The sequence below is a fragment of the Brevundimonas sp. GW821-FHT12E07 genome (genome assembly GCF_058807035.1).
Genome location: NZ_JBXAQH010000006.1, coordinates 58,803 through 83,525 on the forward strand (window position 1 = coordinate 58,803; position 24,723 = coordinate 83,525).

General features: G+C 67.9%; 25 protein-coding genes. 8 read left to right on the forward strand and 17 right to left on the reverse strand.

Annotated elements, in window-relative coordinates; genetic code table 11:
• Positions 1–200 precede the first annotated feature (200 nt).
• Entirely contained in the window at positions 201–839 is a 639-nt protein-coding gene (locus AC1ROD_RS18570; protein WP_492949739.1) for a GNAT family N-acetyltransferase, read from the forward strand.
• A 49-nt stretch (positions 840–888) separates the two neighbouring features.
• Positions 889–1,182, forward strand: a complete 294-nt coding sequence (locus AC1ROD_RS18575) for a hypothetical protein (protein ID WP_492949740.1) — start codon at positions 889–891, stop codon at positions 1,180–1,182.
• 4 nt (positions 1,183–1,186) lie between these two features.
• Here AC1ROD_RS18575 and AC1ROD_RS18580 read toward each other — a convergent pair whose 3' ends face one another.
• Positions 1,187–1,684 (reverse strand): hypothetical protein, encoded by a 498-nt coding sequence (locus tag AC1ROD_RS18580; protein ID WP_492949741.1) that lies wholly within the window; start codon positions 1,682–1,684, stop codon positions 1,187–1,189.
• Positions 1,685–2,138: 454 nt separating this feature from the next.
• Here AC1ROD_RS18580 and AC1ROD_RS18585 point away from each other — a divergent pair, with 454 nt between their 5' ends.
• Positions 2,139–2,963: a transglutaminase-like cysteine peptidase gene (locus tag AC1ROD_RS18585; RefSeq protein ID WP_492949742.1), complete on the forward strand. Its 825-nt coding sequence runs from the start codon at positions 2,139–2,141 to the stop codon at positions 2,961–2,963.
• On the opposite strand, the gene AC1ROD_RS18590 is transcribed toward AC1ROD_RS18585, so the two are convergent.
• Together AC1ROD_RS18590 and katG are read right to left on the reverse strand one after the other, a co-directional pair.
• Entirely contained in the window at positions 2,964–3,863 is a 900-nt protein-coding gene (locus tag AC1ROD_RS18590; RefSeq protein WP_492949743.1) for a hydrogen peroxide-inducible genes activator, read from the reverse strand. It abuts the gene before it with no gap.
• A gap of 136 nt (positions 3,864–3,999) precedes the next feature.
• Positions 4,000–6,231 carry a catalase/peroxidase HPI gene (gene katG, locus AC1ROD_RS18595; protein ID WP_492949744.1) on the reverse strand — a complete coding sequence of 744 codons (2,232 nt, stop codon included), beginning with the start codon at positions 6,229–6,231 and terminating at the stop codon, positions 4,000–4,002.
• A 252-nt stretch (positions 6,232–6,483) separates the two neighbouring features.
• Between katG and AC1ROD_RS18600 the strand changes: the two genes are divergently transcribed.
• Together AC1ROD_RS18600 and ahpD are read left to right on the forward strand one after the other, a co-directional pair.
• Positions 6,484–7,038: a peroxiredoxin gene (locus tag AC1ROD_RS18600; protein WP_492949745.1), complete on the forward strand. Its 555-nt coding sequence runs from the start codon at positions 6,484–6,486 to the stop codon at positions 7,036–7,038.
• A gap of 181 nt (positions 7,039–7,219) precedes the next feature.
• The gene (gene ahpD, locus AC1ROD_RS18605; protein WP_492949746.1) at positions 7,220–7,753 is read left to right on the forward strand and encodes an alkylhydroperoxidase, AhpD family; all 534 of its coding nucleotides are present in this window, start codon (positions 7,220–7,222) and stop codon (positions 7,751–7,753) included.
• A 76-nt stretch (positions 7,754–7,829) separates the two neighbouring features.
• On the opposite strand, the gene AC1ROD_RS18610 is transcribed toward ahpD, so the two are convergent.
• From AC1ROD_RS18610 to hrcA, 3 genes are all read right to left on the reverse strand, one after another.
• A complete protein-coding gene (locus AC1ROD_RS18610; protein ID WP_492949747.1) occupies positions 7,830–8,465 on the reverse strand; it encodes an exopolysaccharide biosynthesis protein in 636 nt (211 codons plus the stop codon).
• Between the two features lie 102 nt (positions 8,466–8,567).
• A complete protein-coding gene (gene grpE / locus AC1ROD_RS18615; protein WP_492949748.1) occupies positions 8,568–9,206 on the reverse strand; it encodes a nucleotide exchange factor GrpE in 639 nt (212 codons plus the stop codon).
• Positions 9,203–10,303 carry a heat-inducible transcriptional repressor HrcA gene (hrcA, locus tag AC1ROD_RS18620; protein ID WP_492949763.1) on the reverse strand — a complete coding sequence of 367 codons (1,101 nt, stop codon included), beginning with the start codon at positions 10,301–10,303 and terminating at the stop codon, positions 9,203–9,205. Before hrcA ends, grpE begins: the two co-directional genes overlap by 4 nt.
• A 50-nt stretch (positions 10,304–10,353) precedes the next feature.
• On the opposite strand from hrcA, the gene rph reads away from it, so the two are divergent.
• Together rph and AC1ROD_RS18630 are read left to right on the forward strand one after the other, a co-directional pair.
• Entirely contained in the window at positions 10,354–11,082 is a 729-nt protein-coding gene (rph, locus tag AC1ROD_RS18625; protein WP_492949749.1) for a ribonuclease PH, read from the forward strand.
• A 118-nt stretch (positions 11,083–11,200) separates the two neighbouring features.
• A complete protein-coding gene (locus AC1ROD_RS18630) occupies positions 11,201–11,593 on the forward strand; it encodes a hypothetical protein (protein ID WP_492949750.1) in 393 nt (130 codons plus the stop codon).
• An 18-nt stretch (positions 11,594–11,611) separates the two neighbouring features.
• Here AC1ROD_RS18630 and AC1ROD_RS18635 read toward each other — a convergent pair whose 3' ends face one another.
• The 6 genes from AC1ROD_RS18635 to truB form a co-directional block, all read right to left on the reverse strand.
• Entirely contained in the window at positions 11,612–13,294 is a 1,683-nt protein-coding gene (locus AC1ROD_RS18635; protein ID WP_492949751.1) for an MDR family MFS transporter, read from the reverse strand.
• Positions 13,295–13,322: 28 nt separating this feature from the next.
• A complete protein-coding gene (locus AC1ROD_RS18640; protein ID WP_492949752.1) occupies positions 13,323–14,447 on the reverse strand; it encodes a dipeptidase in 1,125 nt (374 codons plus the stop codon).
• A gap of 56 nt (positions 14,448–14,503) precedes the next feature.
• Positions 14,504–15,037: a MarR family winged helix-turn-helix transcriptional regulator gene (locus AC1ROD_RS18645; protein WP_492949753.1), complete on the reverse strand. Its 534-nt coding sequence runs from the start codon at positions 15,035–15,037 to the stop codon at positions 14,504–14,506.
• A gap of 88 nt (positions 15,038–15,125) precedes the next feature.
• On the reverse strand, positions 15,126–17,357 hold the full coding sequence (pnp, locus tag AC1ROD_RS18650) for a polyribonucleotide nucleotidyltransferase (RefSeq protein ID WP_492949754.1): 2,232 nt from the start codon (positions 17,355–17,357) through the stop codon (positions 15,126–15,128).
• Between the two features lie 242 nt (positions 17,358–17,599).
• The gene (gene rpsO, locus AC1ROD_RS18655) at positions 17,600–17,869 is read right to left on the reverse strand and encodes a 30S ribosomal protein S15 (RefSeq protein ID WP_492949755.1); all 270 of its coding nucleotides are present in this window, start codon (positions 17,867–17,869) and stop codon (positions 17,600–17,602) included.
• Positions 17,870–17,903: 34 nt separating this feature from the next.
• A complete protein-coding gene (gene truB / locus AC1ROD_RS18660) occupies positions 17,904–18,836 on the reverse strand; it encodes a tRNA pseudouridine(55) synthase TruB (RefSeq protein ID WP_492949756.1) in 933 nt (310 codons plus the stop codon).
• Between the two features lie 50 nt (positions 18,837–18,886).
• Here truB and AC1ROD_RS18665 point away from each other — a divergent pair, with 50 nt between their 5' ends.
• Positions 18,887–19,495, forward strand: a complete 609-nt coding sequence (locus AC1ROD_RS18665; protein ID WP_492949757.1) for a hypothetical protein — start codon at positions 18,887–18,889, stop codon at positions 19,493–19,495.
• Between the two features lie 32 nt (positions 19,496–19,527).
• Here AC1ROD_RS18665 and rbfA read toward each other — a convergent pair whose 3' ends face one another.
• From rbfA to infB, 5 genes are all read right to left on the reverse strand, one after another.
• On the reverse strand, positions 19,528–19,974 hold the full coding sequence (rbfA, locus tag AC1ROD_RS18670) for a 30S ribosome-binding factor RbfA (protein WP_492949758.1): 447 nt from the start codon (positions 19,972–19,974) through the stop codon (positions 19,528–19,530).
• A gap of 105 nt (positions 19,975–20,079) precedes the next feature.
• Positions 20,080–20,847 (reverse strand): hypothetical protein, encoded by a 768-nt coding sequence (locus AC1ROD_RS18675; RefSeq protein WP_492949759.1) that lies wholly within the window; start codon positions 20,845–20,847, stop codon positions 20,080–20,082.
• Positions 20,848–20,851: 4 nt separating this feature from the next.
• Positions 20,852–21,523: a DUF2459 domain-containing protein gene (locus tag AC1ROD_RS18680; RefSeq protein ID WP_492949760.1), complete on the reverse strand. Its 672-nt coding sequence runs from the start codon at positions 21,521–21,523 to the stop codon at positions 20,852–20,854.
• Between the two features lie 34 nt (positions 21,524–21,557).
• Entirely contained in the window at positions 21,558–22,100 is a 543-nt protein-coding gene (locus tag AC1ROD_RS18685) for a hypothetical protein (RefSeq protein WP_492949761.1), read from the reverse strand.
• Between the two features lie 153 nt (positions 22,101–22,253).
• Positions 22,254–24,723: translation initiation factor IF-2 (gene infB / locus AC1ROD_RS18690; RefSeq protein ID WP_492949762.1), on the reverse strand; the 2,470-nt coding region annotated here is incomplete at its 5' end.

Sequence of the window (24,723 nt, forward strand, 5' to 3'; positions counted from 1 at the left end):
TCAGTTCTTCCTCCCGTTCGGGATGGTTTTCGATGGACGCCAGTCTGGCTATCCCGGGCGACGTCGATATGACCCAAGCCTGACCATATTCCGGCGCCCCGATGAAGCCCCGTTCATCACGGGGCCGCGATTGCGAGGTCAAAGAACGCCGCGCGGACGGAAGCGTTGCCGCCCTGCCCGCGAACCGCGATGGTGACCGAATGAGCGCCGATTCCGACCTTCTTGCTCTCTGGACCCGGGGCTGGGCCCTGACGCGGGGCGTCGAGCCGCCCCAGTGGGACGACGGCGGCTGGCGGATCGAGGTCGGGGCCGAGGGCCAGCTGCGACGATACGTGTTCGCCGGGACGGGCGAGGCCCTGGCCCGGCGCGCGGCGGCGATCACGGAGCCGGACGTCTTTCTGAAGGTCTGCGCCGATGAGGCGACGGTCCGCCCCCTGCTGCCCGCTCGCTGGACGCTACGCCCGCCGGGCTTCCTGATGACGCTGGACGGGGTGATGACGGGCGCATCCGCCTCCGATGACGGCTATCGGATCGAGATCGGTCCCGACATCCGGCCAGGCGGCCCGGTCGTGTTCTGCACCGTCCGCGCGCCCTCGGGCGCCGAGGCCGGATGCGGCCGGGCGGTGATCGTCGACGATCGGGTTGTCTATGACCGGATCATGGTCGAGCCGGAGCACCAGAGGCGCGGTCTGGGCGGGCGGATCATGCGGGCCCTGGAGGCGGCGACCGGGTCGCTGGGGAAAGGCGCTCTGGTGGCGACCGAAGAGGGTCAGGCCCTGTACCGCACCCTCGGCTGGCGCACGCTGTCGCCCTATACGACCGCCGTCATTCCCGGCTGAAACGAACCGGCCCGGACTCCGCCGCAAACGGGTTTCAGTGAAGATCGCGATGAACCGCTCGCCGCACATCCTGAACGTCTCGTCCAATCTGCTGGGCATCACCCTGCTGATCATCGCCGGCCTGCATCTGACCGACCGGTCGGCCCAGTCGTTCGCCGACGAGATCGCATGGGTCGGTGCGGTCTGTTTCCTGACGGCCTGTTTCCTGTCCTATCTTTCGCTGGGCGTCAGCCGCTTCAGCGCGCGGCTGGAGGTCTGGGCCGACCGCATCTTCCTGCTGGGCATGACCAGCCTGTTTTGTGCCATCGTGGTCCTGGCCCTGCCCGGCTCAATCCTGCGCTGAGGGCTCAGCGGGCCTTGAAGGCCTGATCGCAGAGCTCGGATCCGAAGGCGTCGGACAGCTGCTCCTCGCTCTCGGCCATCTGGAACACGCCCAGCCTGCCGCCCACGATGGTGCGGCCGATGTCGTATTCCGCGACGACCCGGCCATTGGCGGGATCGACCAGACGCGCATGGCCGCGCAGGACATTGGCCCCCCCGATCAAAAGGACCTGAGCCGGATTGGCGCGATCAAGGCGGCTGATCGAGGCTTCAAGACGCAAAGGCCGGCCTCCGGTCGCGCAGCCATCGAGCTTGGTCTGCACCCGGTCTCGGAAGATGCCCGCGAACTCGGGACGCACCGTGACCTTGTCGTCGGTGGTCAGGCGAATCTCCGAGACCCGCATGCCTGCGGCCGCCGCCGGATCCAGCGCCGTCACGGGCGCGGATCGGGACATGCCCACACAGGCGGACAGGGAGAGGCCAGCCAGAACAGCGACCGAAAGGGAAAGAGGAAGGCGGGACATCCGGGCTTCTCCGAAAGCGCGAGATCGAACGCCGATAACGCCGCGCTTCGGGAAAGTTTCCCGCCCCGGAAATCCGGCCGGGATGATCGGCCCGGTTCGGGAGCGGGTCAGAAATCGTGACTTCTCCGCCACAGAAACCGCCGGTTCAGCGATTTTTCAGCCAGCGGCGGCAGCTCGGAATGTAACACCGACGGCCATAAGGCGAGCCTTTGTAAGCACCAGAAAATATCGATGAAGCCTATTTTTCGGGCTTTTGGCCGAAGCCGGCGTCGGTGCGATTTTTCGGTCCGTTACAGTTCGGCCCGGATTGTAAAAAACCCAGTCACAACGGGCATTTAGCGGCAAATTTCGGCTCACTTAAGTTAGGCGGACAGGCCTCCGGGAGCCCTTCTAAGAGCGCGATCAACACGGCCCGAGCGGCCGCCCACTGACGTCTCTCCCCCCGGACCGCGCCATGCAAAAGACCTTCGCTTTCGCCGCCTTCGCCGCCCCCGTTCTGGCTGCCGTACTGTCCTTCGCCGCCGGCGCCGCCGCTGCCGAAACGCCCCGCGTCCAGACGATCGGCCGCCCGGTCGCCGCCCCCGCCGGCTTCCTGGATTTCTGCCGTCGCCAACCGTCGGAATGCCGCACCGCCGGTCAGGGCGCAGCCGATGACGCCCAGATCCAGCGCGAAGCTTCCAACCTGTACTGGTCGAACGGCTTCGGCGGCGACGGTGAGGCTGCCGTTCGCAGCTGGCGCGCCCAGACGGCCCGTCAGGCCGCCAGTCAGGCCGAGCTGGAATATCAGTCGATCAACGAATCCGTCTCTGGCGACAGCCTGGATGACAGCGCCCCCCGCACCGCCGAGCCGATTATGGCTTCGCGCACGCCGGAGCGTCTGGACATGACGGCCGACGCCTGGCGTCAGGTCAACGGCGTCAACGCGCGCGCCAACACCCGTATCGCCTACACCCCCGACCAGGCCCAGTACGGCCGTAACGACTACTGGAGCGAAGCGCCGTCGGCCGGCGCCGCTCGCGGCGACTGCGAGGACTATGTCCTGACCAAGCGCCGCGAACTGATCGCCTCGGGCGTGTCCCCGGAAGCCCTGTCGGTCGCCATCGTCCAGACTCCGCGCGGCGAAAGCCACGCCGTTCTGGTCATGGCCGCCAGCGACGGCGACTACGTCCTAGACAATCTGAACCCGCGCATCGTCCGTTGGGACCAGACCGGCTACCGCTGGGTTTCGCGTCAGGCCCCCGGCGCCGTGTTCGATTGGGTCGCCGTTCAGGCCGGCTGATCAGTCCTGCTGCATCGCCTCGGCCAGCAGGCGGGCCTCGGCGGCGCGGCTGGAGCCCGCGCGCCAGGCGACGACGATCTCGCGACTGGGGGCCAGGGCGCCGGCGCGGGGCTGTATGTGGCGCACCACCACCGACGGCGTATCGGCCAGACCCGCCTTGATGGCCATCTGGGGCAGGAAGGACACGCCCAGACCCGAGCCGACCATCTGGACCAGGGTATGCAGGCTGGTGGCGGCGAAGACGTCGTCGCCCTTGGGCGCTTCGATGTCGAAGGCGGCCAGCGCCTGGTCGCGCAGGCAGTGGCCGTCTTCCAGCAGGATCAGGTCCTCGCCCTTCAGCGCCCCCGACTGAATGGCGCCCGGCGCGGCCAGAACGTGGTCGGCGGGAGCGGCGGCGAGAATTTCGTCGTCGCCGATGCGAGCGTGTTCGATGCCTGGAGCGTCATAGGGCAGGGCGATGACGGCGGCGTCGAGCTGCCCCGCCTTCAGTCCGGCGATCAGGCGCGGGGTCAGGTCTTCACGGATGAAAAGGCGCAGGCCCGGATAGGCGGCCTTCAGCCCCGGCAGGGTGGCAGGCAGGAGGAAGGGGGCGACGGTCGGAATGACGCCCAGACGGAAGCGGCCCGACAGCGGGCGACCGGCGCTGCGGGCGGCCTCGACCAGATCCTCTGTGCGGGCCAGCACATCCTCGGCGCGCCTGACCGCCTCGGCGCCGACGGCCGTCAGCTGGACATTGCCGCGGGTGCGTTCGACCACAGGAGCGCCGAGGATCTTCTCGAGCTCCTGCACTCCCGCCGACAGGGCCGGCTGACTGACGTGAGCCGCCTCGGCCGCGCGGCTGAACGAGGCATGCTCGGCCAAGAGTTTCAGATACTGGAGCTGGCGCAGGGTGGGGAGCATGGAGCCGACATAGGCGCTCCCTATCGCCGAAGCAAAATCAATCGGCGTAACCGATGGTGCGACTTCCAGAGACGCGGAAAATCTCCGCCGCGACCTGCGCCACGGCGGAGACATCCGGTGTCTTCCTCAGCCTGCCTTACGCCGCCCGATCCAGATCGGCGCGCCACAGGTCGAAGCGGTCGGCGTTCATCACCTGGACCCAGGCGGCGATGAAGTCCTTGACGAACTTCTCGCCCGCATCCGACGCGGCATAGACCTCCGACAGGGCGCGCAGCTGGGAGTTGGAGCCGAACACCAGATCGGTGCGCGTCGCCGTCCACAGCTGTTCGTCGGTGATCCGGTCGGTGCCGACGAAGGTCTCGTCGCCCTCGCCGTCGACCTTCTTCCAGCCGGTCTTCATGTCCAGCAGGTTGACGAAGAAGTCGTTGGTCAGCTGGCCGGGGCGATCGGTGAAGACCCCGTCCTTCGACCCGCCGACATTGGCGCCGAGCACGCGCAGGCCGCCGACGAGGACGGTCATCTGCGGCGCCGTCAGACCCAGCAGCTGGGCCCGGTCGACGAGCAGTTCCTCGGTCGGGACGCTGAACCGCACCTGTAGATAGTTGCGGAAGCCGTCGGCGCGCGGTTCGAGGACGGCAAAGCCCTCGACGTCGGTCTCGTCCTGGGTCGCGTCGGTGCGGCCCGGGGTGAAGGGGACCTCCACTGCATGGCCCGCCGCCCTGGCCGCCTGTTCGATGCCGACGGAGCCGCCAAGCACAATCAGGTCGGCGATGGAGACGTTTCCGGCCCCGGCCTTGATGTCCTCATAGACCTTGAGAACCTTGGCCAGTTTCGCGGGCTCGTTGACCGCCCAGTCCTTCTGCGGCGACAGGCGCAGACGCCCGCCGTTGGCGCCGCCGCGATGATCGGAACCGCGGTAGGTCGCGGCCGAGGCCCAGGCGGTGGAGACCAGTTCGGCGACCGAGAGGCCGGACGCGGCGATCTTGCCCTTCAGGGCCGAGACGTCGGCGGCGGAGAGCGCCGCCCCCGTCGCGGCCGGGATCGGATCCTGCCAGATCAGGTCCTCGGCGGGGACTTCCGGGCCGAGGTAGCGGGCCTTGGGCCCCATGTCGCGATGGCACAGCTTGAACCAGGCGCGGGCGAACTGGTCGCCGAAATAGGCGGGGTCGCTGCGGAATTTCTCCATGATGACGCGGTAGGCCGGGTCGACCTTGAAGGCCATGTCGGCGGTGGTCATCATCGTCGGGACCTTCTTGCCCGGCGTGTGGGCGGCCGGAGCCAGGGTCTCTTCCGGGTTGCCGACCGGTTGCCACTGTTTGGCCCCTGCGGGCGAGCGGACCAGCTCGTAGTCGTGGTCCAGCAGCATGTCGAAATAGGTCATGTCCCATGTGATGGGCGTAGGGGTCCAGGCGCCCTCGATGCCCGAGGTGATGGTGTGGTCGCCGATGCCGCTCTCATGGCCCGACTGCCAGCCCATGCCCTGCTGGGCGATGTCGGCGCCCTCGGGGCTGGCCCCGACCTTGGAGGCGTCGCCGGCGCCGTGGGCCTTGCCGAAGGTGTGGCCGCCCGCGGTCAGGGCCGCCGTCTCCTCGTCGTTCATCCCCATGCGGGCGAAGGTCTCGCGGATGTCGCGGGCCGACTGCAGGGCCTCCGGCACGCCTCCCGGACCTTCGGGGTTCACATAGATCAGACCCATCTGGATGGCGGCCAAGGGCGCCTCGAGCGCCGCGCCGTCATCGGGACGGATGCGGGTCTGGTTGGCCTCGTCGCCGACCCAGTTCTCTTCGGTGCCCCAGTAGACGTCCTTTTCGGGCTCCCAGACGTCGGCGCGGCCGCCGCCGAAGCCGAACACCGGCCCGCCCATGGATTCGATGGCGACATTGCCGGCCAGGATCATCAGGTCGGCCCAGCTGAGCTTCGAGCCGTATTTCTGCTTGATCGGCCAGAGCAGGCGACGCGCCTTGTCGAGGTTGCCGTTGTCCGGCCAGGAGTTGAGCGGGGCGAAGCGCTGCTGGCCCGCGCCCGCGCCGCCGCGCCCGTCGCCCGTGCGATAGGTGCCGGCCGAGTGCCAGGCCATGCGGATGAAGAAGGGGCCGTAGTGGCCGTAGTCCGCCGGCCACCAGGGCTGGCTGTCGGTCATCAGGGCGGTCAGGTCACGCTTCACCGCCGCATAGTCCAGCGACTTGAAGGCCTTGGCGTAGTCGAAGTCGTCGCCCATCGGGTCGCCCGACTTGCCCTGCTGATGCAGGATGTCCATCGTCAGCTGATTGGGCCACCAGTCGCGGTTGGTGCGACCCAGAAGCGAACGCAGGGCGGCGGGCTCCTTCTTCGGATCATTGAGCGGGGTGGGGGTCTTTTCGCCGTCCATGACGTCCTCCATCGTCGGTGAGGACGGGACCCTATGCCCACACTGAACGCAGGGAAAATCGATAAACTTTGTGATTGGTAGTTGGGAAATCTATAAAACCGTCTTCTTTGGAAGCGGCATTTCGGTATAGCTTCATCTTATTCGCATGCGCGAAATGATCGATTTGACTTCGCAGCTGCGAAAGACCATTTGAGCTCCAGCGACGGAGGCCTCCCCTCCGCCGGTCCATTTCAAACCTACTGGAGACTGCTCATGCTCGGCGTCGGCGAAACCCTGCCTAACTTCAAGATCATCGGCGTGAAGCCGGGCTTCAACGCCCACGAGGAAGGCGGCGTTTCGGCGTTCGAAACCCTCACCGAGACCTCGTTCGAGGGCAAGTGGAAGGTCATCTTCTTCTATCCGAAGGACTTCACCTTCGTCTGCCCGACCGAAATCACCGCCTTCGCCAAGCTGAACAAGGACTTCGCGGACCGCGACACCGTCGTCCTGGGCGGTTCGACCGATAACGAGCACTCCAAGCTCGGCTGGCGCCGTGAGCACGCCGACCTGAACAAGCTGCCGATGTGGCAGTTCGCCGACAACGGCGGCAAGTTCGCCCGCGCCTTGGGCGTCCTGAACGAGGAAGAAGGCGTGGCCCTGCGCGCGACCTTCGTCGTCGACCCGCACAACGTCGTCCAACACGTCTATGTCACCAACCTGAACGTCGGCCGTGCGCCGGACGACACCCTGCGCGTCGTCGACGCCCTGCAGACCGACGAACTGTGCGCCTGCAACCGCCCTGCCGGCGGTGAGACCCTGGCCGCGTAAGCGGACAGGTCTGACTGAATGAAGAGGCGGCGTCGGTTCTCCGTCGCCGCCTTTTTCTTACCCGAGGACTGGCATGCGCGGCTTGAGTGCGCGCTCCCCGGCCCCCACCTAAGCCTTGCGGCTCAAGCAGCGAGCGACCGCGTCGCGAGCGTTAGCCGCCCCTTTTCCGAAGGAAAAAACCATGTCGATCGACGCCGTCCGCGACCTGATCCCCGCCTACGCCAAGGACATTTCCCTGAACCTGGGCTCGCTCGCCTCCGAGACCGTGCTCAACGACCAGCAGAAGTGGGGGACCTTCCTCGCCTCGGCCCACGCCATCGGCGTCGCCCCGGTCGTCAAGGCCATCGAGGTCGCGGCCGCCGAACACCTGTCGCCGGAAGCCATGAACGCCGCCAAATCGGCCGCCGCCATCATGGGCATGAACAACATCTACTACCGGGCCCTGCACCTGATGCATAACCCCGAGTACCAGACCATCCCCGCCCGGCTGCGCATGAACGTCCTGGGCAATCCGGGCGTGGACAAGATTGACTTCGAGCTGTGGTCGACCGCCGTCTCGGCCATCAACGGCTGCGGCGCCTGCCTGGACGCCCACGAGGGCGAACTGAAGAAGCACGCCGTTCCCGCCGCCCAGATCCAGACGGCCCTGCGCATCGCCGCCGTCGTCCACGCCGCCAGCCGCATCGTGGCTTCCGAGGCGGCTCTCGCTTCCTAGAGAGCGCTAACGCCCGGCCTGCGAGGCCTCGCTGCTTGAGCGAGAAGCCTCGTGGGCTGGAGCGGCCCGAGTGAGGTCAGAACAGACCTGACACCCATTCCCAGCTGTGCTCGAAGCCGGCGACGATGATCTTCCAGGCGAGGAAGAGGACGACGATCGTGATCCCGGTCACGATCCAGCCCAGCAGCACCGCCAGACCGTCGCGCTGCATCACCCCCAGCGAGAAGAAGGTGATGGCGACGGCCGGGATCAGGTTGCCCCCGAAGATCGGCAGGACCAGCACCGCCGACAGGAAGACGCAGGCCAGGCCGATCAGGCCCTGACCGAAGCGCGAGGTCAGAAAGCGCAGGCGCGGCCGCGACAGATGTTCGGTGAAGCGGATGGCGCGCATGAAGCGGTCGCTGAGCTTGCGGAAGGTCGCGCGACTGACCGTCGCCCGCTCCATCCAGCCCGGCAGCCACAGGGCCTCACGCCCCCAGGCCAACTCCATCGACAGGAAGAGCAGGGGCGCGCCGGTGATCGTGGTGCCGCCGGGCGGCCAGGGCATCAGGTTCAGGACGCCGAACAACAGCATCACCGCCCCGAAGGCCCGGTCGCCGAAGGCGTCGACCAGTTCGCCGAGCGCCAGCCGCTCGCCCGGGCGACGAGCCAGGGCCTCGATCACATCGGAAAAGGCGCGCGGCCGGCCGGTCGAGGTCTCGGTCAGGGACATGCCCCGACCTTAACCTTTTCAACCACGAGCGTAAGCGGGTTCGCCTGATACGGCGGCGCTCAAGTCGTGAGCGACCGCGTCGCGAACATAGCGCCCCAAAAATCAGGCCTTGCCGTCGAAGGCGCCGCCATTGGCCGCGGGGGCCTCGCCATAGGCGCCGGAGGCGGCGGCCTTGGGGCCCGAGCCCTTGGCGGCGACCACGACCATGGCCGGGCGCACGGTGCGGCCAAACAGCTCATAGCCGGCCTGCATGGTCTGGATGACCGAACCGCCCGGAACGGTTTCCGACGGCTGTTCCATCATCGCCTGATGCAGGTGCGGGTCGAAGGCTTCACCCGCGGCGGGCGCGACGCGCTTCAGGCCGTTGGATTCGAAGGCGCCCAGCAGCGACTTCTCGGTCAGCTCCAGACCCGTGACCAGACCGGCCGCGGCGCCGTCGGCGTCCTTCGGAGCTGCCTGGAGGGCGCGCGACAGATTGTCGGCGACGCCCAGCAGGTCCTTGGCGAAGCGCTGGATGGCGAAGGCGCGGGCGTCGTTCAGCTGGTTCTCAGTGCGGCGGCGCAGATTGTCCTGCTCGGCGGCGGCGCGCAGGGCGCGGTCCTTCCACTCGTCGCGCTCGGCGATGATCTGGTCCAGCGGAGCCAGGCTGTCGTTGGCGTCGGAGACCGGGCCGCCTTCGTCCTCTTCGCGTTCGATGGCGTCGAGTTCTTCCTGGGTGGGGTTTTGGTTCGTGTCGCTCAAGTGTCCTGTCCGTCCAGCATTCGCCCCAGCACCCGGGCGGTGTAGTCCACCAACGGAATGATGCGGGCGTAGTTCAGTCGCGCGGGTCCGATCACGCCGATGGCGCCCAGAACCCGCTGTCGGCCGTTCATATAGGGCGCCGCGATCACGGCGGAACCCGAAAGTGAAAACAACCGCGTTTCCGCGCCGATGAAAATGCGCACGCCCTGCGCCGCCGAGACCCCGTCGAGCAGGCCGATCAGCTGTTCCTTCTGCTCCAGATCGTCGAACAGGACGCGCACCATCTCCAGATCGGCGGCCGTCTCGCGGTTCTGCAGCAGGTTGGCGCGGCCGCGCACGATCAGGGACCGCTCCCGGTCCGGACCGCCCGACCAGGCCGCCAGACCGTCCTCGACCAGACGCGCGGCGGTGGCGTCCAGCTGACGCCGGGCCGCGTCCAGCTCTGTCCGCATCTCGGTGCGCGCCTCGGCCAGCGGCCGCCCCCGGAGCCGGGCGTTGAGGAAGTTGGACGCCTCCTGCAGCGTCGAGGGGGTCACCCCCGCCGACAGGGGCATCAGCCGGTTCTCGACCGTGCCGTCGTCCCCGACCAGCACCGCCAGCGCCTGATCGTGGCCCAGGGCGACGAACTCCACATGCTTCACCCCCGCGTCCGACACCGGAGAGGCGACGATGCCTGCCCCGCCCGCGAGGCCGGACAGCAGGGACGAGGCCGCGTCGAGGGCTTCTTCGAAGCCCCTGCCCTTCCCCGCCAGACGCGCGTCGATCTCGCGCCGCTCCTCCTGACCGATGTCGCCGATTTCGAGGAAGCCGTCGACGAACAGCCTGAGGCCCGCATGGGTCGGGATCCGCCCGGCCGAGGTGTGGGGCGCCGCCAGCAGCCCCGCCATGGTCAGGTCCTGCATGGTGTTGCGGATGGAGGCGGGCGACAGAGAGACGCCGCGCTGCGACAGGGTCCGCGACCCCACCGGCTCGCCGTTCTCCAGATAGGTCTCGACGATGCGGCGGAAGATGTCGCGCGCGCGCTGGTCCAGCGCAGACAGCCCGGCGCCGGTCCCGAGAGGGGCCGTTCCGAACGGAAGCGGGTTGGGGGCATACAGGCTCACGGTTTCAGGATAAGCAGCCGAGCCTTCACTGACTAGGACCTCCGATGCGCCCTTCCGACCGTACCCCTGAGCAACTCCGCGCCGTGACGCTGGAGACCGGGGTCAACCGCTATGCCGAGGGCTCCTGCCTGGTCACCTTCGGCCATACCAAGGTGCTGTGCCTGGCCTCGGTCGAGGACAAGGTGCCCGGCTGGATGCGCAACACCGGCCAGGGCTGGGTCACGGCCGAATACGGCATGCTGCCGCGCGCCACCCACACGCGCGGCCGCCGCGAGGCCGCCGCCGGCAAGCAGTCGGGCCGCACCCAGGAAATCCAGCGCCTGATCGGCCGCTCGCTGCGCGCCGTGGTCGATCTGAAGGCTCTGGGCGAGCGTCAGGTGGTCATCGACTGCGACGTCATCCAGGCCGACGGCGGCACCCGCACCGCCTCCATCACCGGCGCCTGGGTGGCGATGGCCACGGCGCTCGGCCATCTGGTGTCGGAAGGCGTGCTGAAGACCAATCCGATCCTCGATCAGGTCGCGGCCGTGTCGTGCGGCGTGTTCGAGAACGAGCCGGTGCTGGACCTCGACTACGAAGAGGATTCCAACGCCGAGGCGGATTCAAACTTCGTCCTGACTGGTACGGGCACGATCGTCGAAATCCAGGCTACGGGCGAGAAGCGCGGCTTCTCCCGCGCCGAATTCGACCGTCTGTTCCAGCTGGCCGAGATCGGCTGCGCCGAGCTGTTCGTGAAGCAGAAGGCGGCGCTGGAGGCGGCCCTCAAGGCCTGATCCCACGAGGGATTCCGGAATCCGAAACACGGGTTTTCGAAGGGGCTAGCCGAGCGGCGCGGATCGATGCATCGTCCGCGCCGTTCCCTGATCTTCGAATGACTGTGGAGGCGTGCCGATGCGTGGACTGGCTTCTCTGGCGATGATGTCGGCGGCCCTGCTGCTGGCCACGCCCCTGCTGTCGGCCTGCGGCCAGCCCTCCCCGGAAAAGACGGCTGACGCCGTCTCGGCCCCGGCCCAGACGCCCGTCATGCCCGAGGATGCCCCGCCCCAGGAAGAAGCCGAGGCCACGATCACCGATCCGGTCCCGCCGACGCCGGTCAAGAGCTGCGCCGAGGACATCGGGGCGGCCGCCTCCGAGAAACTGGTCCAGCGCTGCATCGCCGTCAGCCCCGCGACCCATCCGCCGTGCAATGCGCAGAACGAATGCGCCGCCATCCAGGGCGAGATCGACCGCTCCTGCGCCATGTACGGTCCCGGCGAGACCAAACCGGCCGAGTGCGCGGCCTGATCCCCTGAGCCGGGTCAGCTAGGCAGGGTCAGCCGGCGGCTCTCCGGGGGCCTCTCCCAAGGTGTGGCCGTCGACGGGCTTTGGCCGGGCCGCCAGCGGCAGGTCAGGCACCAGCAGAGTCGCCATCAGACCCAGCAGACAGACGACAAAGCCGGCGAAGATGACGCCGAGGATGGCCCCGGTGACCGTCTCGCGCACCGCCGGATCGACGGCGGCGGCGGTCGGGGCGCCCGGCTGGGCCTGAACCCGGGAGGAAAGCGCCAGCTTTTCCAGATCGGCCAGCGACAGCGTCCGGACCTGTGCTGTCGGCTCGGCGTTCGTGCGGTGGCTCAGGGGCGCCGCCAGATTGTGGGTCAGGACCGCGCCGAACACGGCCACCCCGACGGTCGAGCCCACTTGGCGGAAGAACTGTCCGGCGCTGGTCGCCACGCCGAGCTGCTCGCGCGGCACGGCGTTCTGGGAGGCCAGGTTGAAAACGCTCTGGGCGGGGCCGAGGCCGAGACCCAGCAGGGTCACCCGCCACATCAGGTCGAACAGGGTCGCGTCGGACGGCGTCTGGGACAGCAGGAAGGCCGCCAGCGACGTCAGGGCGGCGCCGAAGATCATCACCAGCTTGTAGCGACCCAGTTTGTTGACGAGGAAGCCCGAGGCCGTCGCCGCCAGGATCAGTCCGACCGTCAGGGGCATCATGGCCAGACCGCTGGTCGTCGCTGGGAGGCCGAGACCCAGCTGCATATAGAGGGGCAGGAAGGACACCATCCCCATGAAGGCCATGAACATCAGGAAGGCCGAGAGGTTGGCCGTGGCGAAGGTGCGGTTGCGGAACAGGCTCAGCGAGATGACCGGATTGGTGACCCGGCTCTCGACGATCAGGAAGGCCACCAGGGACACGGCCGCCAGGGCGAAGAGGCCCAGGATATGCGGCGCGCTCCAGCCCGCCGTTCCGCCCCAGCTCAGGGCCAGCAGCAGGGGCACGAAGGTGGTCAGCAGCAGGGCGGCGCCGGCGAAGTCGATCTTGCCCCCCGTCCGGTGCGTCAGGCGCGGCATCTCGACCAGGATCATGAACAGGGCCAGACCCGCCAGCGGCAGGTTGATGTAGAAGACCCAGCGCCAGCCGGCGATGTCATAGCCGAGCAGATGGGCCGTCGGCAGGTCGGTGAAGAAGCCGCCGATCAGCGGGCCGATGACGCTGGCCAGACCGAAGGTCGAGCCGAACAGCCCGCCCAGCTTGGCCCGCTCGCGCGGCGGATAGAGGTCGGCGATGACGGCGAAGGCCGAGGTGATCAGGGCGGCGCCGCCCAGACCCTGGATCGCCCGGAAGACGATCAGCTGGGTCATGCCCCCGCCCAGCAGCGGCAGGGCGCCGAACTCGCCCGACAGGCCGCACAGCATCGATCCCGCCATGAACAGGCTGATGCCGATGACGAGGATCGGCTTACGCCCATAGATGTCCGACAGCTTGCCGTAGATCGGCACCATGACCGTGGACGCCAGCAGATAGGCCGTGGTCACCCAGGGATAGAGGTCCAGGCCCGACAGCTGGGCCACGATCCTGGGCATGGCCGTGGAGACGATGGTCTGGTCTAGCGCCGACAGCAGGAAGACGATCATCAGGGCGATCAGCGTCACCCGCTTTTCCAGCGGCGAGAAGGTCTGGGGCTCGGGAGAGGTCATGGCCGAACCCTGGAAGGCCTGCGACATCCTGTCCAGTGCAAACCTTGCTGTGTTTTCAGACCCGCCAGGTCTCGGCGAACACCCGCTGGAAATTGGTCCCGAGGATCTTCTCCACGACCCGCACCGGCTGGCCTCGCTGCAGCAGGGCTCGGGCGATGACCTCGGCCCGATCGGGGCGGTTCAGGCCTTCGACGAAGGGGGGACGGCCCTCGCCCGGGGCGGCGACCCCGGCGGCCTTGCGCGCGGCGATGGAGGCGTTCCACTGCTCCATGCTCTCCGGTGAGGTGTCGAAGGGGGTCAGGATGGCGTCCGAACCGATGCCGACATGGTCCTCACCGCAGACGTCGAGCGCGTGCAGCATATGGGCCAGATAGACGTCCAGCGACTGCTGCTCCGGCCCCTCGGACAGGTAGCTGAGCTCATAGATGCCGACCACGCCGCCCTTGTCCGCGACGGCGCGCAGCACGGCGTCGGACTTGTTGCGCGGGTGGGCGTGGACGGCCGCGCAGCCGGCATGGGTGATGGCCACCGGCCGGGTCGAGGCGGCCGTCGCGGCGAGGGTCGAGGCCTCGTCGGCATGGCTGAGGTCGAGGGTGACGCCGACCGCGTTCATCCGGGCCACGGCCTCGCGGCCCAGAGACGTCAGCCCCGCCGACGGCTGGGCCGCCATCACGCCCGAGGCGAAGGGAGAGACAGTGTTGTAGCTGAGCTGCATGACCCGCACGCCCAGACCGCTGAAATGGTCGATGTTGTCGATCTTGCCGTCCAGCATGTCGGCGGCCTCAAAGGAGAAGATGACACCGACCCGGTTGGTACGCTTGGCCTCGGCGAAATCCTCGACCCGGGCAATCTTCATATAGACGTCGGGGCTCAGGGCGATGGCCTTGTCGAAGGCGGCGATGTCCTCATTGACCTCGGCGTAGCCGCCAGCGGGGCCGCCGATGGTCATCTTGAACGCCGTCAGGCCCGAGGCGCGCACCTGTGCGGCGTCGGCGGCGGCCAGCGGCGCGGCGTCGTCGAACGGCGCGACCAGATTGCCGTTGATGACCGTCGCGCTGCGATAGAGGCGGGCGACGGCGTCTTCAGTGGTCTGGACGGCTTGCGCAGCAGCGAAGCGGGGCGCGCAGGCCAAGGCGACGGCGCCCGTGAGAACCGTCCGGCGGTCGGTCATGAAGCTCATCGGTCCGTCTCCCATGTGTGGTGAGGACGAAGATATGTAGGCAGCTACCTAATTCGTCAATCGGTCTCGGGACGAAGGTCGCCGATCCGTTCGCTGATCCGGTCGAACAGGGACTTGCGGGCCAGGGCATCGTCGAGCCGGTCGAGCGCCGCGACCACATCGCCGGCCTCTTCATTGATCTCGGCGGCGGCTGCGTTGAAGGCCTGCCACAGGGGCCACATCCGCTCGACGAGGGCCGAGCCCTCCGAGGTCAGGGACAGGAGACGGCGACGGGCGTCGGACGGATCGGGCGCCGAGGCGATGATCCCGGCCTTCTCCAGCGAGCGGCAGGCCTGGCTGACCGAGACATGGGTGATGCGCATGGTGGCAGCGATCTCGCCCACGGTCGTCGCCCCCTTGAGCACCATCTGGTTCAGGACCCCGAACCAGCGCTGTTCGAAGACCAGACCCCGGGCGGCGTAGATTCGCGTGCCGTCGCCGTCGAGACGCTCGGACAGCCGCCGCAGCCGCGCGCCCAGCGCCTTGCCGCCCATGCTGCGGCTGTAGTCGGCCTCGTCGGGCTTTTCTGCGGGGATCGCTTTGGGGGCCATCGCCCAGCCATAGCCGCCCGTTCCCGAAACGACAAAGGCCCCGCTGTTTCCAGCGGGGCCTCGATCAGTTCGGCAGTGCTGCGTGCGACTAGTCGCGACGCGGGCGACGACCGCGGCCTTCGCCGCCGCCTTCGCGCTTCTTGCCGCCGCCGGTGTCTTCGGTCAGCGGGGCTTCACCGCGCTCGGCGCGTTCGGCGTTGATCTTGTCGGTGATGTCTTCACCGGTTTCCTGATCGACGACCTTCATCGACAGCTTGGTTTTGCCGCGATCGTCGAAGCCCAGGAACTTGACCTTGACCTCCTGGCCCTCGGACAGGACGTCGGCCGGGTTGGCGACGCGTTCCAGGGCGATCTGCGACACGTGGACCAGACCGTCCTTGGCGCCGAAGAAGTTCACGAAGGCGCCGAAGTCGACGACCTTCACGACCTTGCCGGAGTAGATGGTGCCGACTTCCGGTTCCGACACGATCGACTGGATCCAGTTCTTGGCGGCGTCGATCTTTTCCTGGTCCGAGGCGGCGATCTTGACGGTGCCGTCGTCCTCGATGTTGACCTTGGCGCCGGTCTTTTCGACGATCTCGCGGATGATCTTGCCGCCGGTGCCGATGACGTCGCGGATCTTGTCGACCGGGACCTTGATGGATTCGATCTTGGGCGCGAACTCACCGAGCTCGGTGCGGGCGCCGTCAATGGCCTTGTCCATCTCGTCGAGGATGTGAAGGCGGCCGGCCGAAGCCTGGGCGATGGCCTTCTTCATGATCTCTTCGGTGATGCCGGCGACCTTGATATCCATCTGCAGCGAGGTGATGCCGTCACGGGTGCCGGCGACCTTGAAGTCCATGTCGCCGAGGTGATCTTCGTCACCCAGGATGTCCGACAGGATGGCGAACTCGCCCGACGGCTCCAGGATCAGGCCCATGGCGATGCCCGAGACGGGCTTCTTCAGAGGCACGCCGGCGTCCATCAGGGCCAGCGACGAACCGCAGACCGTGGCCATCGAGGACGAGCCGTTGGACTCGGTGATCTCGGAGACCAGACGGATGGTGTAGGGGAAGTCTTCCGCCGACGGCAGCATCGGACGGATCGCCCGCCAGGCCAGCTTGCCGTGACCGATTTCACGACGACCCGCGCCGCCCATACGACCGGTTTCACCGACCGAGTAGGGAGGGAAGTTGTAGTGCAGCAGGAACTTCTCTTTGTACGTCCCGGTCAGGGCGTCGATGTACTGCTCGTCTTCGCCGGTGCCGAGGGTGGCGACGACGATGGCCTGGGTTTCACCGCGGGTGAACAGGGCCGAGCCGTGGGTGCGCGGGAAGACGCCGACTTCCGAGACGATCGAGCGGACCTTGTCGAGGGCGCGGCCGTCGACGCGGTGACCGTTGTCGATGATGTCGCGACGCAGGACGTGGGCTTCGCATTCCTTGAAGGCGGTGGCGAACTTGGCCGATTCGACGCCGTCCGGCTTCTCTTCGGTCTTCACCAGGGCCTCGGCGGCCTTCTTCTTGGCGGCGCCGACCGCGTTGTGGCGGTCATGCTTGGCGGTGTGGGTGTAGGCGGCCTTGATGTCGTCGCCGACCAGCGACTGGATCGCGGTGACGACGTCCGAGTGGTCTTCGGCCTGGAAGTCGAAGGGCTCCTTGGCGGCGTGTTCGGCCAGTTCGATGATCGCTTCGATGACCGGCTGCATGCCGCGCTGGGCGAACATCAGGGCTTCCAGGAAGGTGTCTTCCGACAGTTCCTTGGCTTCCGATTCCACCATCATCAGGGCGTCGGCGGTGCCCGCGACGACGAGGTCCAGCTGCGAGTCGGGCAGTTGGTCGATGGTCGGGTTCAGGACCAGCTCACCGTCGATGTAACCGACGCGGGCGGCCGCGATCGGACCCATGAACGGCACGCCCGAGATGGTCAGGGCGGCCGAGGTGGCGACCATGGCCAGGACGTCGGGATCGTTTTCCAGATCGTGCTGCAGGACGGTGACGACGACCTGGGTCTCGTTCTTGAAGCCCTTGACGAACAGCGGGCGGATCGGACGGTCGATCAGGCGGGAGACGAGCGTCTCCTTCTCGGTCGGACGGCCTTCACGCTTGAAGTAGCCACCCGGGATCTTGCCGGCGGCGAAGGTCTTTTCCTGGTAGTTCACGGTCAGCGGGAAGAAGTCCAGGCCCGGCTTGGGCGCGCGACCGTAGACGACGGTGGCGAGGACGACGGTCTCACCGTAGGTGGCCAGAACGGCGCCGTCGGCCTGGCGGGCGATGCGGCCCGTTTCCAGGGTCAGCGGGCGGCCGGCCCAGTCGATCGTCTTGCGTTTGATATCGAACATGTTTCGTCTTTCGTATCCCGGGCGGCGTATTCCGGCCGGGGTCCCATCAGTGGGGCGGAGCGTCGGGTGTTCAGTCCTTCGGTCCAGGGGATCGATCGCGACATCGCGATGGGTCCGGGAAATTGAGGACTAGTCTCTAGCCCTCGCGTCTGCGCCGTACGTCCGGCGGCGCGCCGGTGGTTAGTTACGGAAAGAGGCGCGGACATGGCCCGCGCCTCGAATCTCGATCCGTGTTCCGCGCCTTAGCGACGCAGGTTCAGCTTGGTGATCAGGGCGGTGTAACGCGCCTTGTCGACCTTGACGAGGTGGTCAAGAAGGCGACGACGCTGCGAGACCATCTTGAGCAGGCCGCGGCGCGAGTGGTTGTCCTTCTTGTGGGTCTTGAAGTGTTCGGTGAGGTTGGCGATGCGTTCCGACAGGATCGCGACCTGAACCTCGGCCGAGCCGGTGTCGCCGGCGGAGCGGGCGTTGTCGGCGATGACTTCGTTCTTGCGTTCAGCAGTGATCGACATCGAGAGTTCTCCGGTTGGAGCCCCTGAACCGTGTTCAGGAGAGATTGAAAACGCGGTCGGGTTCTAGCCGGCCGGCCCGCAACTGACCGAGAGCGACGAGGGTCTGTCCGTGAAAGGCTGAAACGGTTCGGTCGCCGTCCCGAAGGCGGCTCTTGAGCGTTTCGACCTGTCGGGGGAGCAGAACGATCGGTCGTCCCTGACGAAGCGAGAAGGCGTCCTGTTCCGTAATGGCCAACTCCGGGATGTCGTCCAGGGCGGTCGCTACGGGCAGCAGGCCTTCAAAGGCGGCGTCCCTATGCACCAGATCGGTCAGGAAATCCAGTGTGACGGCGTTCTCGACCGAAAACGGCCCCACACGCTCGCGCCTCAGGGCCGAGACATGCCCCTCGGCGCCCAGGGCCTGGGCCAGATCGCGCGCCAGCGAACGGACATAGACGCCCTTGCCGGTGCGGATGGTGATCTCTGTGTGATCGCCGTCCGGCATGTCGGTGACCTCGGCCTCGTGGATCACCACCTTGCGGCTGGCCAGTTCGAACTCGGCGCCGTCGCGGGCCAGATCATAGGCGCGCTGGCCGTCGACCTTGATGGCGGAGAAGCGCGGCGGGGTCTGGTCGATCTCGCCGACGAAGGCCGGCAGGGCCGCCTTGACCGCCTCCAGCGACGGACGAACGTCCGAGCGGCCGATGATCTCGCCCTCACGGTCGATACTGTCGGTCGAAATCCCCCAGTGGACGGTGAAGCGATAGACCTTCTGCGCCTCCATCATGAAGGGCACGGTCTTGGTCGCCTCGCCGAGCGCGATCGGCAGTATGCCCGAGGCCAGCGGGTCCAGCGTCCCGGCGTGCCCCGCCTTCTGGGCGTTGAACAGCCGGCGAATCTTCGACACGGCGTCGGTCGAGCCCATCTCGAAGGGTTTATCCAGGCAGACCCAGCCGTTGACGACCTCGCCCTTCTTGCGACGGCCCATCAGCCGATCTCCGTATAAGAGGAATGGATTGAGACGCCGGAGCGCGCGTGATGATGATGACCCGCCGCCTGCTGGCCGCCGGCCTGACGGCCCTGATCGCCGCGCCCGCCTTCGCCCGAACCGGGGCGCGGGATGAAGAGGTCTTCGAGCATCGCGGCTTCACCGTGGACATGAGCGCCATGGGGCCGGAACGCCGGGGGGCGGTCGCGATCTGGATCCGCCAGCAGATCGATCTGGTCGAGAGCCTGAACATCCGAGAGGATATCAAGGCCTGGTTCCGCACCGTGCGCCTGACCGTCGATCCGACGCTCAACATGCCCGGCCGCGTCGACCGCAACGGCCTGACCCTGAACGACGAGGTGTCGCCGCCCGAGAACCCGGTCCTGCTGCATGAGCTGCTGCACGTGTATCAGGCGAGGCGGCTGGCCGGCGCGCGCGACAACCCGCATCTGGTCGCCGCCTTTGATCAGGCGAAGCGCAGCGGCGACTGGCCGGCGCAGGCCTATATGCTGTCGAACATCAATGAGTTCTTCGCCATGACCGGCTCGGTCGCGCTTTGGGGCCGGGCGGCGCGACCGCCGTCCACGCGCGAGCGGCTGAGGACGGCCATGCCTGACTGGTACGCATTTCTGGTCGGCGAGTTCGGCCTGACGGCCTGAAAGCGGGCCTGAAAAGGGGCCTGAGCCCCGCATCAGTCTTCCTCGTCCTCGTCGTGACGGGCCTGCAGGTCGGCGCGGACGCGGGGGTCGTCGAACAGCCGGTCGATGCGGCTGGCGGCGTCGAAGCTTTCGTCGTGGCGGAAGCGTAGGTCGGGCGTGAACTTCATGTCCAGATGCCGGCCCAGCTGACCGCGCAGGAATTTGGCGTGGGCGTTCAGCGCCTTGATGATTTCGCTCTCGTGCCCGGCGGTCGGCGCCGTATCGACGCCCGCGCCCAAGGGCTCAACGAAACAGGTCGCGTGTTTCAGGTCCGGCGACAGCCGCACCTCGGTGACGGTGATCGACACCTCCTTGAGCGCCTCGTCGTGGATCTCCTCCTCGCGCAGGATCTCGACCAGGGCGTGACGGACCAGTTCGCCCGCGCGCAACTGACGCTGGGTCGGTCCGGCGTTCTGGAATTTGGGCTTGCGGTTGCTCATGGCGGGGATCCTTCGTCGCTCGCCGGGGATCGGACCCGGCCTGAAAGCGCCCTTCGAAAAGGGAAGTCGGGCGGTCTAGGCCCCTCGGACTCCAAAGTCCAGTTTTCAGCAGGTCAGCAGATCGGGCCTGGTCGTCGGCGCATAGCGGTCGCCGGACAGGGCGTAGGTTACGTCGGCCTTGCGATCGCCCGCGTAGCGGACGACGAAACTGCGGCCCTTGTCTCCGGGCAGGACCGTGGCCTGCATGGCCCTGGCGTCCTTCTCGTCCATCCTGGCGCCGCTGTCGTCATAGGCGACAGGGAAGCTCTCGACACGCACAACAGGCTTGTCCGGCGTCAGTTCGATCAGACCCGACCAGGAGCAGGCATAGCCCTGCCAGACGCCTCCGGCTTCGGTGAGCAGGGCCGGCGCCGGTGTCAGATCGGTTCGCAGCGTCCACTCCGGCGGTGCGCCGAAGGTCCCGTCTACCCTGAACTCCGGCCATGCGCCGAGGCGTTCGAAGCCGGTGTCTGTCCGTTTGAGATAGTGAATGGAGAGGGCGCCCGCGTCGACATGGGCGGCGTCGCTGAGCTTGCCCTGCGATACGAAGGCGAACCGGTCGCCGCCGAGGGACACCAGTTTGCCGTCAGCATAGATCACCTCCGCGCCGCTGCGCGAAGCGCCCGGCATGAGGCGTCGCACGGGCGGCGGCGCGCCCCAGGCCGCCTTGAACGCCAACCCTTCCAGCGTCCTTGCGTCCAGATCTTCGGTGATCTCCGGTGCGGCTGCGACCGGCGCAGGGGCGGGCAGCGCCTCGACGGCCTTTTCCGGCCGTTTGCAGCCGGCCATCGCGGTCAGAAGGGACAGGACAACAACGGAGAGGAGGCGGTTCATCCGCCTATCTGGCGACGGTTGAAGTCGTCTGTAAAGCGGAGCCGGAAGCCCGGTCGGCGGTACGCCCGATCTCGGACGAGAGGAGGGTCTGGACCGGGCGGATCGGCAGGCCGGCGGCGTTCAGGACCTCGCCCGCCCAGTGATTGCACAGGTGCAGGATCGAGAAGGTCTCGCGGCTGGCGAAGAAGCGGACCGGGTCGCCGGGGCGGGTTGCGGCGACGCGCGGACGGCCGGTCGAGAGGTCGAGGCTGGCCTCGATGCGGCGGTCCATGGCCTCGAACCCGGCCTGAGACAGCACCAGACGGCGGCGGCCCTCGGGCAGGAAGGCCTGTTCGGGCGCGACGGTCTCGGGCCGCAGCATCAGAACGGACGGATTGCCCGGATGGAAGAAGGCGCGGGCGCCGTCCGGCAGGCGCGACTGGATCGGGCTCTGATCGACATAGAATTTGGCGTCGCCCCAGCCGATCAGAATCCAGTCGCCGGGACCGAGCGTCGCGATCGCATCGGCAAGAGGCCCCGGTCGGGCCATGAGCGCCGCGCGCGGGGCGACCATGTCGGTGTGGAAGCCGTTGTCGAGCAGATAGAGGGGCACGCCCTCCTCCCCGCTCGCTTTCGGCCACAACGCCGGATCGCCCGGCGCGGTCCAGGTCCACAGGGCGGCGAGCGTCCCTATCACGCCTGCAAGAAGAGCCCCCCGGATCCCCATGGCGTTACGGCCGCTCGGGCAGGGGGTTGTCGCCCCCGCCGAAGCCGCTGCGCGGCGGCAGGGCCCATTCGCCGCGATAGTCGTAGGACAGCTCGACGCAATGGCGATACTGGCCGTCGGCCCAGCGGCCGACCGCATGCATCTTCAGCGGCCGCACCGCCCGGACCAGGCCGACGACCAGATAGGTCTCCTCCGCTCCGGGGCACAGGGCGCGGGCCAGGGGACGGCCGTCGCCGTCAGAGGGAATGGTGTAGACGGTGGTCTCGCCCGCATACTCCGGCAGGGCGCGCCGGGCCTGATCAGGGCCGCCGCGACGAATATCGGCCGAGCCGCGCGAGGTGGTCGAGATGATCCGGCGAATGGCCACCGCGCCGAACAGGCCGCGATGCACCTCCAGCGTCACCCCACGGGTCAGGGCCGTGGTGATCCGATCGGACGGGTTGTAGGCCAGATAGCTTGTCCCGGCGGCGGCAGGGCCGGCGAAGGCGGACACCCCAAGGACGGCGGCGATCACTGCGAACAGGTGGGCGGTCAGACGAGGAGACATGACGGCTTCATCCCGGGACTATGCGGCGGAAGCTTGGCAAAAGCCCGCCGCCCCTTTCGGAACGGCGGGCCATTCTTTTAGCAGACCTTCGCCGCGCTCAAGCAGCGAACGACCGCGTCGTGAGCGTTAGCGCGGGCGCCAGGCGACCCCCGCTTAGAGAGACCGCTTGATCTCTTCGACGGTGAAGCACTCGATGTAGTCGCCGACCTTGATGTCCTGGAAGCCCTGGAAGTGCATGCCGCACTCCTGGCCCGACGGGACCTCGTTGACCTCGTCCTTGAAGCGCTTGAGCGTCTGCAGGGTGCCCAGTTCCAGAACCACGACGTCGTCGCGGATGATCCGGACCTTGGCGCCCTTGCGGACCACGCCTTCGGACACCCGGCAACCGGCGATCTTGCCGGTCTTGGAGATGTCGAAGACCTGAAGCACGGCGGCGTTGCCCAGGAAGGTTTCCCGTTGCAGCGGCGCCAGCATGCCCGAGAGCACGCCCTTCATATCGTCGAGCAGGTCGTAGATGATCGAATAGTAGCGGATCTCGACGCCCTCACGGTCGGCCAGGTCGCGCGCCTGTTTCGAGGCGCGGACGTTGAAGCCGAGGATCGGGGCCCCGGCCGACTTGGCCAGGGTGACGTCGCTTTCGGTGATACCGCCGGCGCCGGAGAAGACCACGCGGGCGCGGACCTCGTCGTTGCCCATCTTCTCGAGCGAGCCCTGGATGGCTTCGCCCGAACCCTGGACGTCGGACTTGATGAGGACCGGCAGCTCGTTGATCTTCTTGGAGCCCAGCTTGGACATCATGTCGGCCAGCGAGACCTGGTTGATGCCGCCGGTCGCCTTTTCGCGCTTCACGCGGGCGCGGTACTCGGTCAGCTCGCGGGCGCGGGCCTCGGATTCCACGACGGCCAGCGGTTCGCCGGGCGACGGGGCCTCGTCCAGACCCAGGATCTCGACCGGAACGGACGGACCGGCCTCGGTCAGCTGGGCGTTGCGCTCGTCGAGCAGGGCGCGGACCTTGCCCCAGGCGGAGCCGGCGACGACGATGTCGCCGCGCTTCAGGGTGCCGCGCTTGACCAGGACGGTGGCGACCGGGCCGCGACCCTTGTCCAGCTTGGCCTCGATGACCACGCCTTCGGCCGAGCGTTCCGGATCGGCCTTGAGGTCCATGACCTCGGCCTGCAGCAGGATGGCGTCGATCAGGCCGTCGAGGTTGGTCTTGGCCTTGGCCGAGACCTCGACGATCTGGGTGTCGCCGCCCAGGGCTTCCGAGATGACTTCGTACTGCAGCAGCTCGTTGACGACCTTCTGCGAGTTGGCGTCCGGCTTGTCGATCTTGTTGACCGCCACGATGATCGGAGCCCCGGCCGCCTTGGCGTGCTGGATGCTTTCGATCGTCTGCGGCATGACGCCGTCGTCGGCGGCCACGACCAGCACCACGATGTCGGTGACATTGGCGCCGCGGGTCCGCATGGCGCTGAACGCCGCGTGGCCCGGGGTGTCGAGGAAGGTGACCTTCTGGCCGTCCTTGGTCCGCACCTGATAGGCGCCGATGTGCTGGGTGATGCCGCCGGCTTCGCCCGCGGCCACGTCGGTGGTGCGCAAGGCGTCGAGCAGCGAGGTCTTGCCGTGGTCGACGTGGCCCATGATGGCCACGACCGGCGCGCGCGGCGTGGTCGCCTCGTCGTCGATGGCGTCGGACAGGAAGCCCGTTTCGACGTCGGATTCCGAAACGCGCTTGACGGTCATGCCGAACTCGTCGGCCACCAGTTCGGCGGTATCGGTATCGATGACGTCGTTGATCTTCATCATCAGGCCCTGACGCATCAGGAATTTGATGATGTCGACGCCGCGCACGGCCATCCGGTTGGACAGTTCCTGCACGGTGATGACGTCGGGGATGACCACTTCACGCGCGGTCTTCGGCGCATCGGTGGAGCCGCCCTTGCGCTTTTCCTTCTCGCGTTCGCGAGCGCGGCGCACGGAGGCCAGCGAACGCATCCGCTCGGCCGTGTCGCCGTCGCCGGCGACCGACTGGATGGTCAGGCGGCCTTCGCGGCGCTTGGGCTCGCCGCGCGTACGGCTGACGGCCTTGCCGGCGTCCGAGAAACGCTTGTCGCGATCGTCCTCGGGCTTGGCCGGACGACCGAAGCCGACGCCCGGGGCGCGGCTGGGACGGGCGACCTCGGCCTGGGCCGGGGGCTGGTTCGGGGCCGGACGACCGCCGGGGCCGGTGCGCGGACCGCCGGGACGGGCGGCGCCGGGAGCCGGACGCGGGTTCAGGGCCGAATAGCGGACGGGCTCGGCCGGCTTGGCCGGGGCGCCGCCGGGACGGGCCGACGTCGTCGGACGGTCGGTATAGGACTTCTCGCCGCCGCCCATGGCTTCTTCACGCGCCGAGCGGGCGCCGAAGGCCGGACGGTCGATCGGGGCGCGGGCGGGCTGGGCCTTGGGCACGCGCTGGCCGAAATTGACCACCGGACGGGCCGGAGGCGCCGGACGCGGCGCGGGCGCCGGGGTCGGAGCCGGCGTGGGTGCCGCGGCGACCGGAGCGGCCGGAGCCGGGGTCGGGGCGGGAGCGGCGGGCTTGGCCGGGGCAGAAGCCGGGGCGGGGGCGGCGGCGCTCAGC

Coding starts and splice junctions, on each gene's coding strand:
- AC1ROD_RS18570 (WP_492949739.1), top strand. CDS start 201: ATGAGCGCCGATTCCGACCTTCTTGCTCTCTGGACCCGGGGCTGGGCC.
- AC1ROD_RS18575 (WP_492949740.1), top strand. CDS start 889: ATGAACCGCTCGCCGCACATCCTGAACGTCTCGTCCAATCTGCTGGGC.
- AC1ROD_RS18580 (WP_492949741.1), bottom strand. CDS start 1,684: ATGTCCCGCCTTCCTCTTTCCCTTTCGGTCGCTGTTCTGGCTGGCCTC.
- AC1ROD_RS18585 (WP_492949742.1), top strand. CDS start 2,139: ATGCAAAAGACCTTCGCTTTCGCCGCCTTCGCCGCCCCCGTTCTGGCT.
- AC1ROD_RS18590 (WP_492949743.1), bottom strand. CDS start 3,863: ATGCTCCCCACCCTGCGCCAGCTCCAGTATCTGAAACTCTTGGCCGAG.
- katG (WP_492949744.1), bottom strand. CDS start 6,231: ATGGACGGCGAAAAGACCCCCACCCCGCTCAATGATCCGAAGAAGGAG.
- AC1ROD_RS18600 (WP_492949745.1), top strand. CDS start 6,484: ATGCTCGGCGTCGGCGAAACCCTGCCTAACTTCAAGATCATCGGCGTG.
- ahpD (WP_492949746.1), top strand. CDS start 7,220: ATGTCGATCGACGCCGTCCGCGACCTGATCCCCGCCTACGCCAAGGAC.
- AC1ROD_RS18610 (WP_492949747.1), bottom strand. CDS start 8,465: ATGTCCCTGACCGAGACCTCGACCGGCCGGCCGCGCGCCTTTTCCGAT.
- rph (WP_492949749.1), top strand. CDS start 10,354: ATGCGCCCTTCCGACCGTACCCCTGAGCAACTCCGCGCCGTGACGCTG.
- AC1ROD_RS18630 (WP_492949750.1), top strand. CDS start 11,201: ATGCGTGGACTGGCTTCTCTGGCGATGATGTCGGCGGCCCTGCTGCTG.
- AC1ROD_RS18635 (WP_492949751.1), bottom strand. CDS start 13,294: ATGTCGCAGGCCTTCCAGGGTTCGGCCATGACCTCTCCCGAGCCCCAG.
- AC1ROD_RS18640 (WP_492949752.1), bottom strand. CDS start 14,447: ATGAGCTTCATGACCGACCGCCGGACGGTTCTCACGGGCGCCGTCGCC.
- AC1ROD_RS18645 (WP_492949753.1), bottom strand. CDS start 15,037: ATGGCCCCCAAAGCGATCCCCGCAGAAAAGCCCGACGAGGCCGACTAC.
- pnp (WP_492949754.1), bottom strand. CDS start 17,357: ATGTTCGATATCAAACGCAAGACGATCGACTGGGCCGGCCGCCCGCTG.
- rpsO (WP_492949755.1), bottom strand. CDS start 17,869: ATGTCGATCACTGCTGAACGCAAGAACGAAGTCATCGCCGACAACGCC.
- truB (WP_492949756.1), bottom strand. CDS start 18,836: ATGGGCCGTCGCAAGAAGGGCGAGGTCGTCAACGGCTGGGTCTGCCTG.
- AC1ROD_RS18665 (WP_492949757.1), top strand. CDS start 18,887: ATGATGATGACCCGCCGCCTGCTGGCCGCCGGCCTGACGGCCCTGATC.
- rbfA (WP_492949758.1), bottom strand. CDS start 19,974: ATGAGCAACCGCAAGCCCAAATTCCAGAACGCCGGACCGACCCAGCGT.
- AC1ROD_RS18675 (WP_492949759.1), bottom strand. CDS start 20,847: ATGAACCGCCTCCTCTCCGTTGTTGTCCTGTCCCTTCTGACCGCGATG.
- AC1ROD_RS18685 (WP_492949761.1), bottom strand. CDS start 22,100: ATGTCTCCTCGTCTGACCGCCCACCTGTTCGCAGTGATCGCCGCCGTC.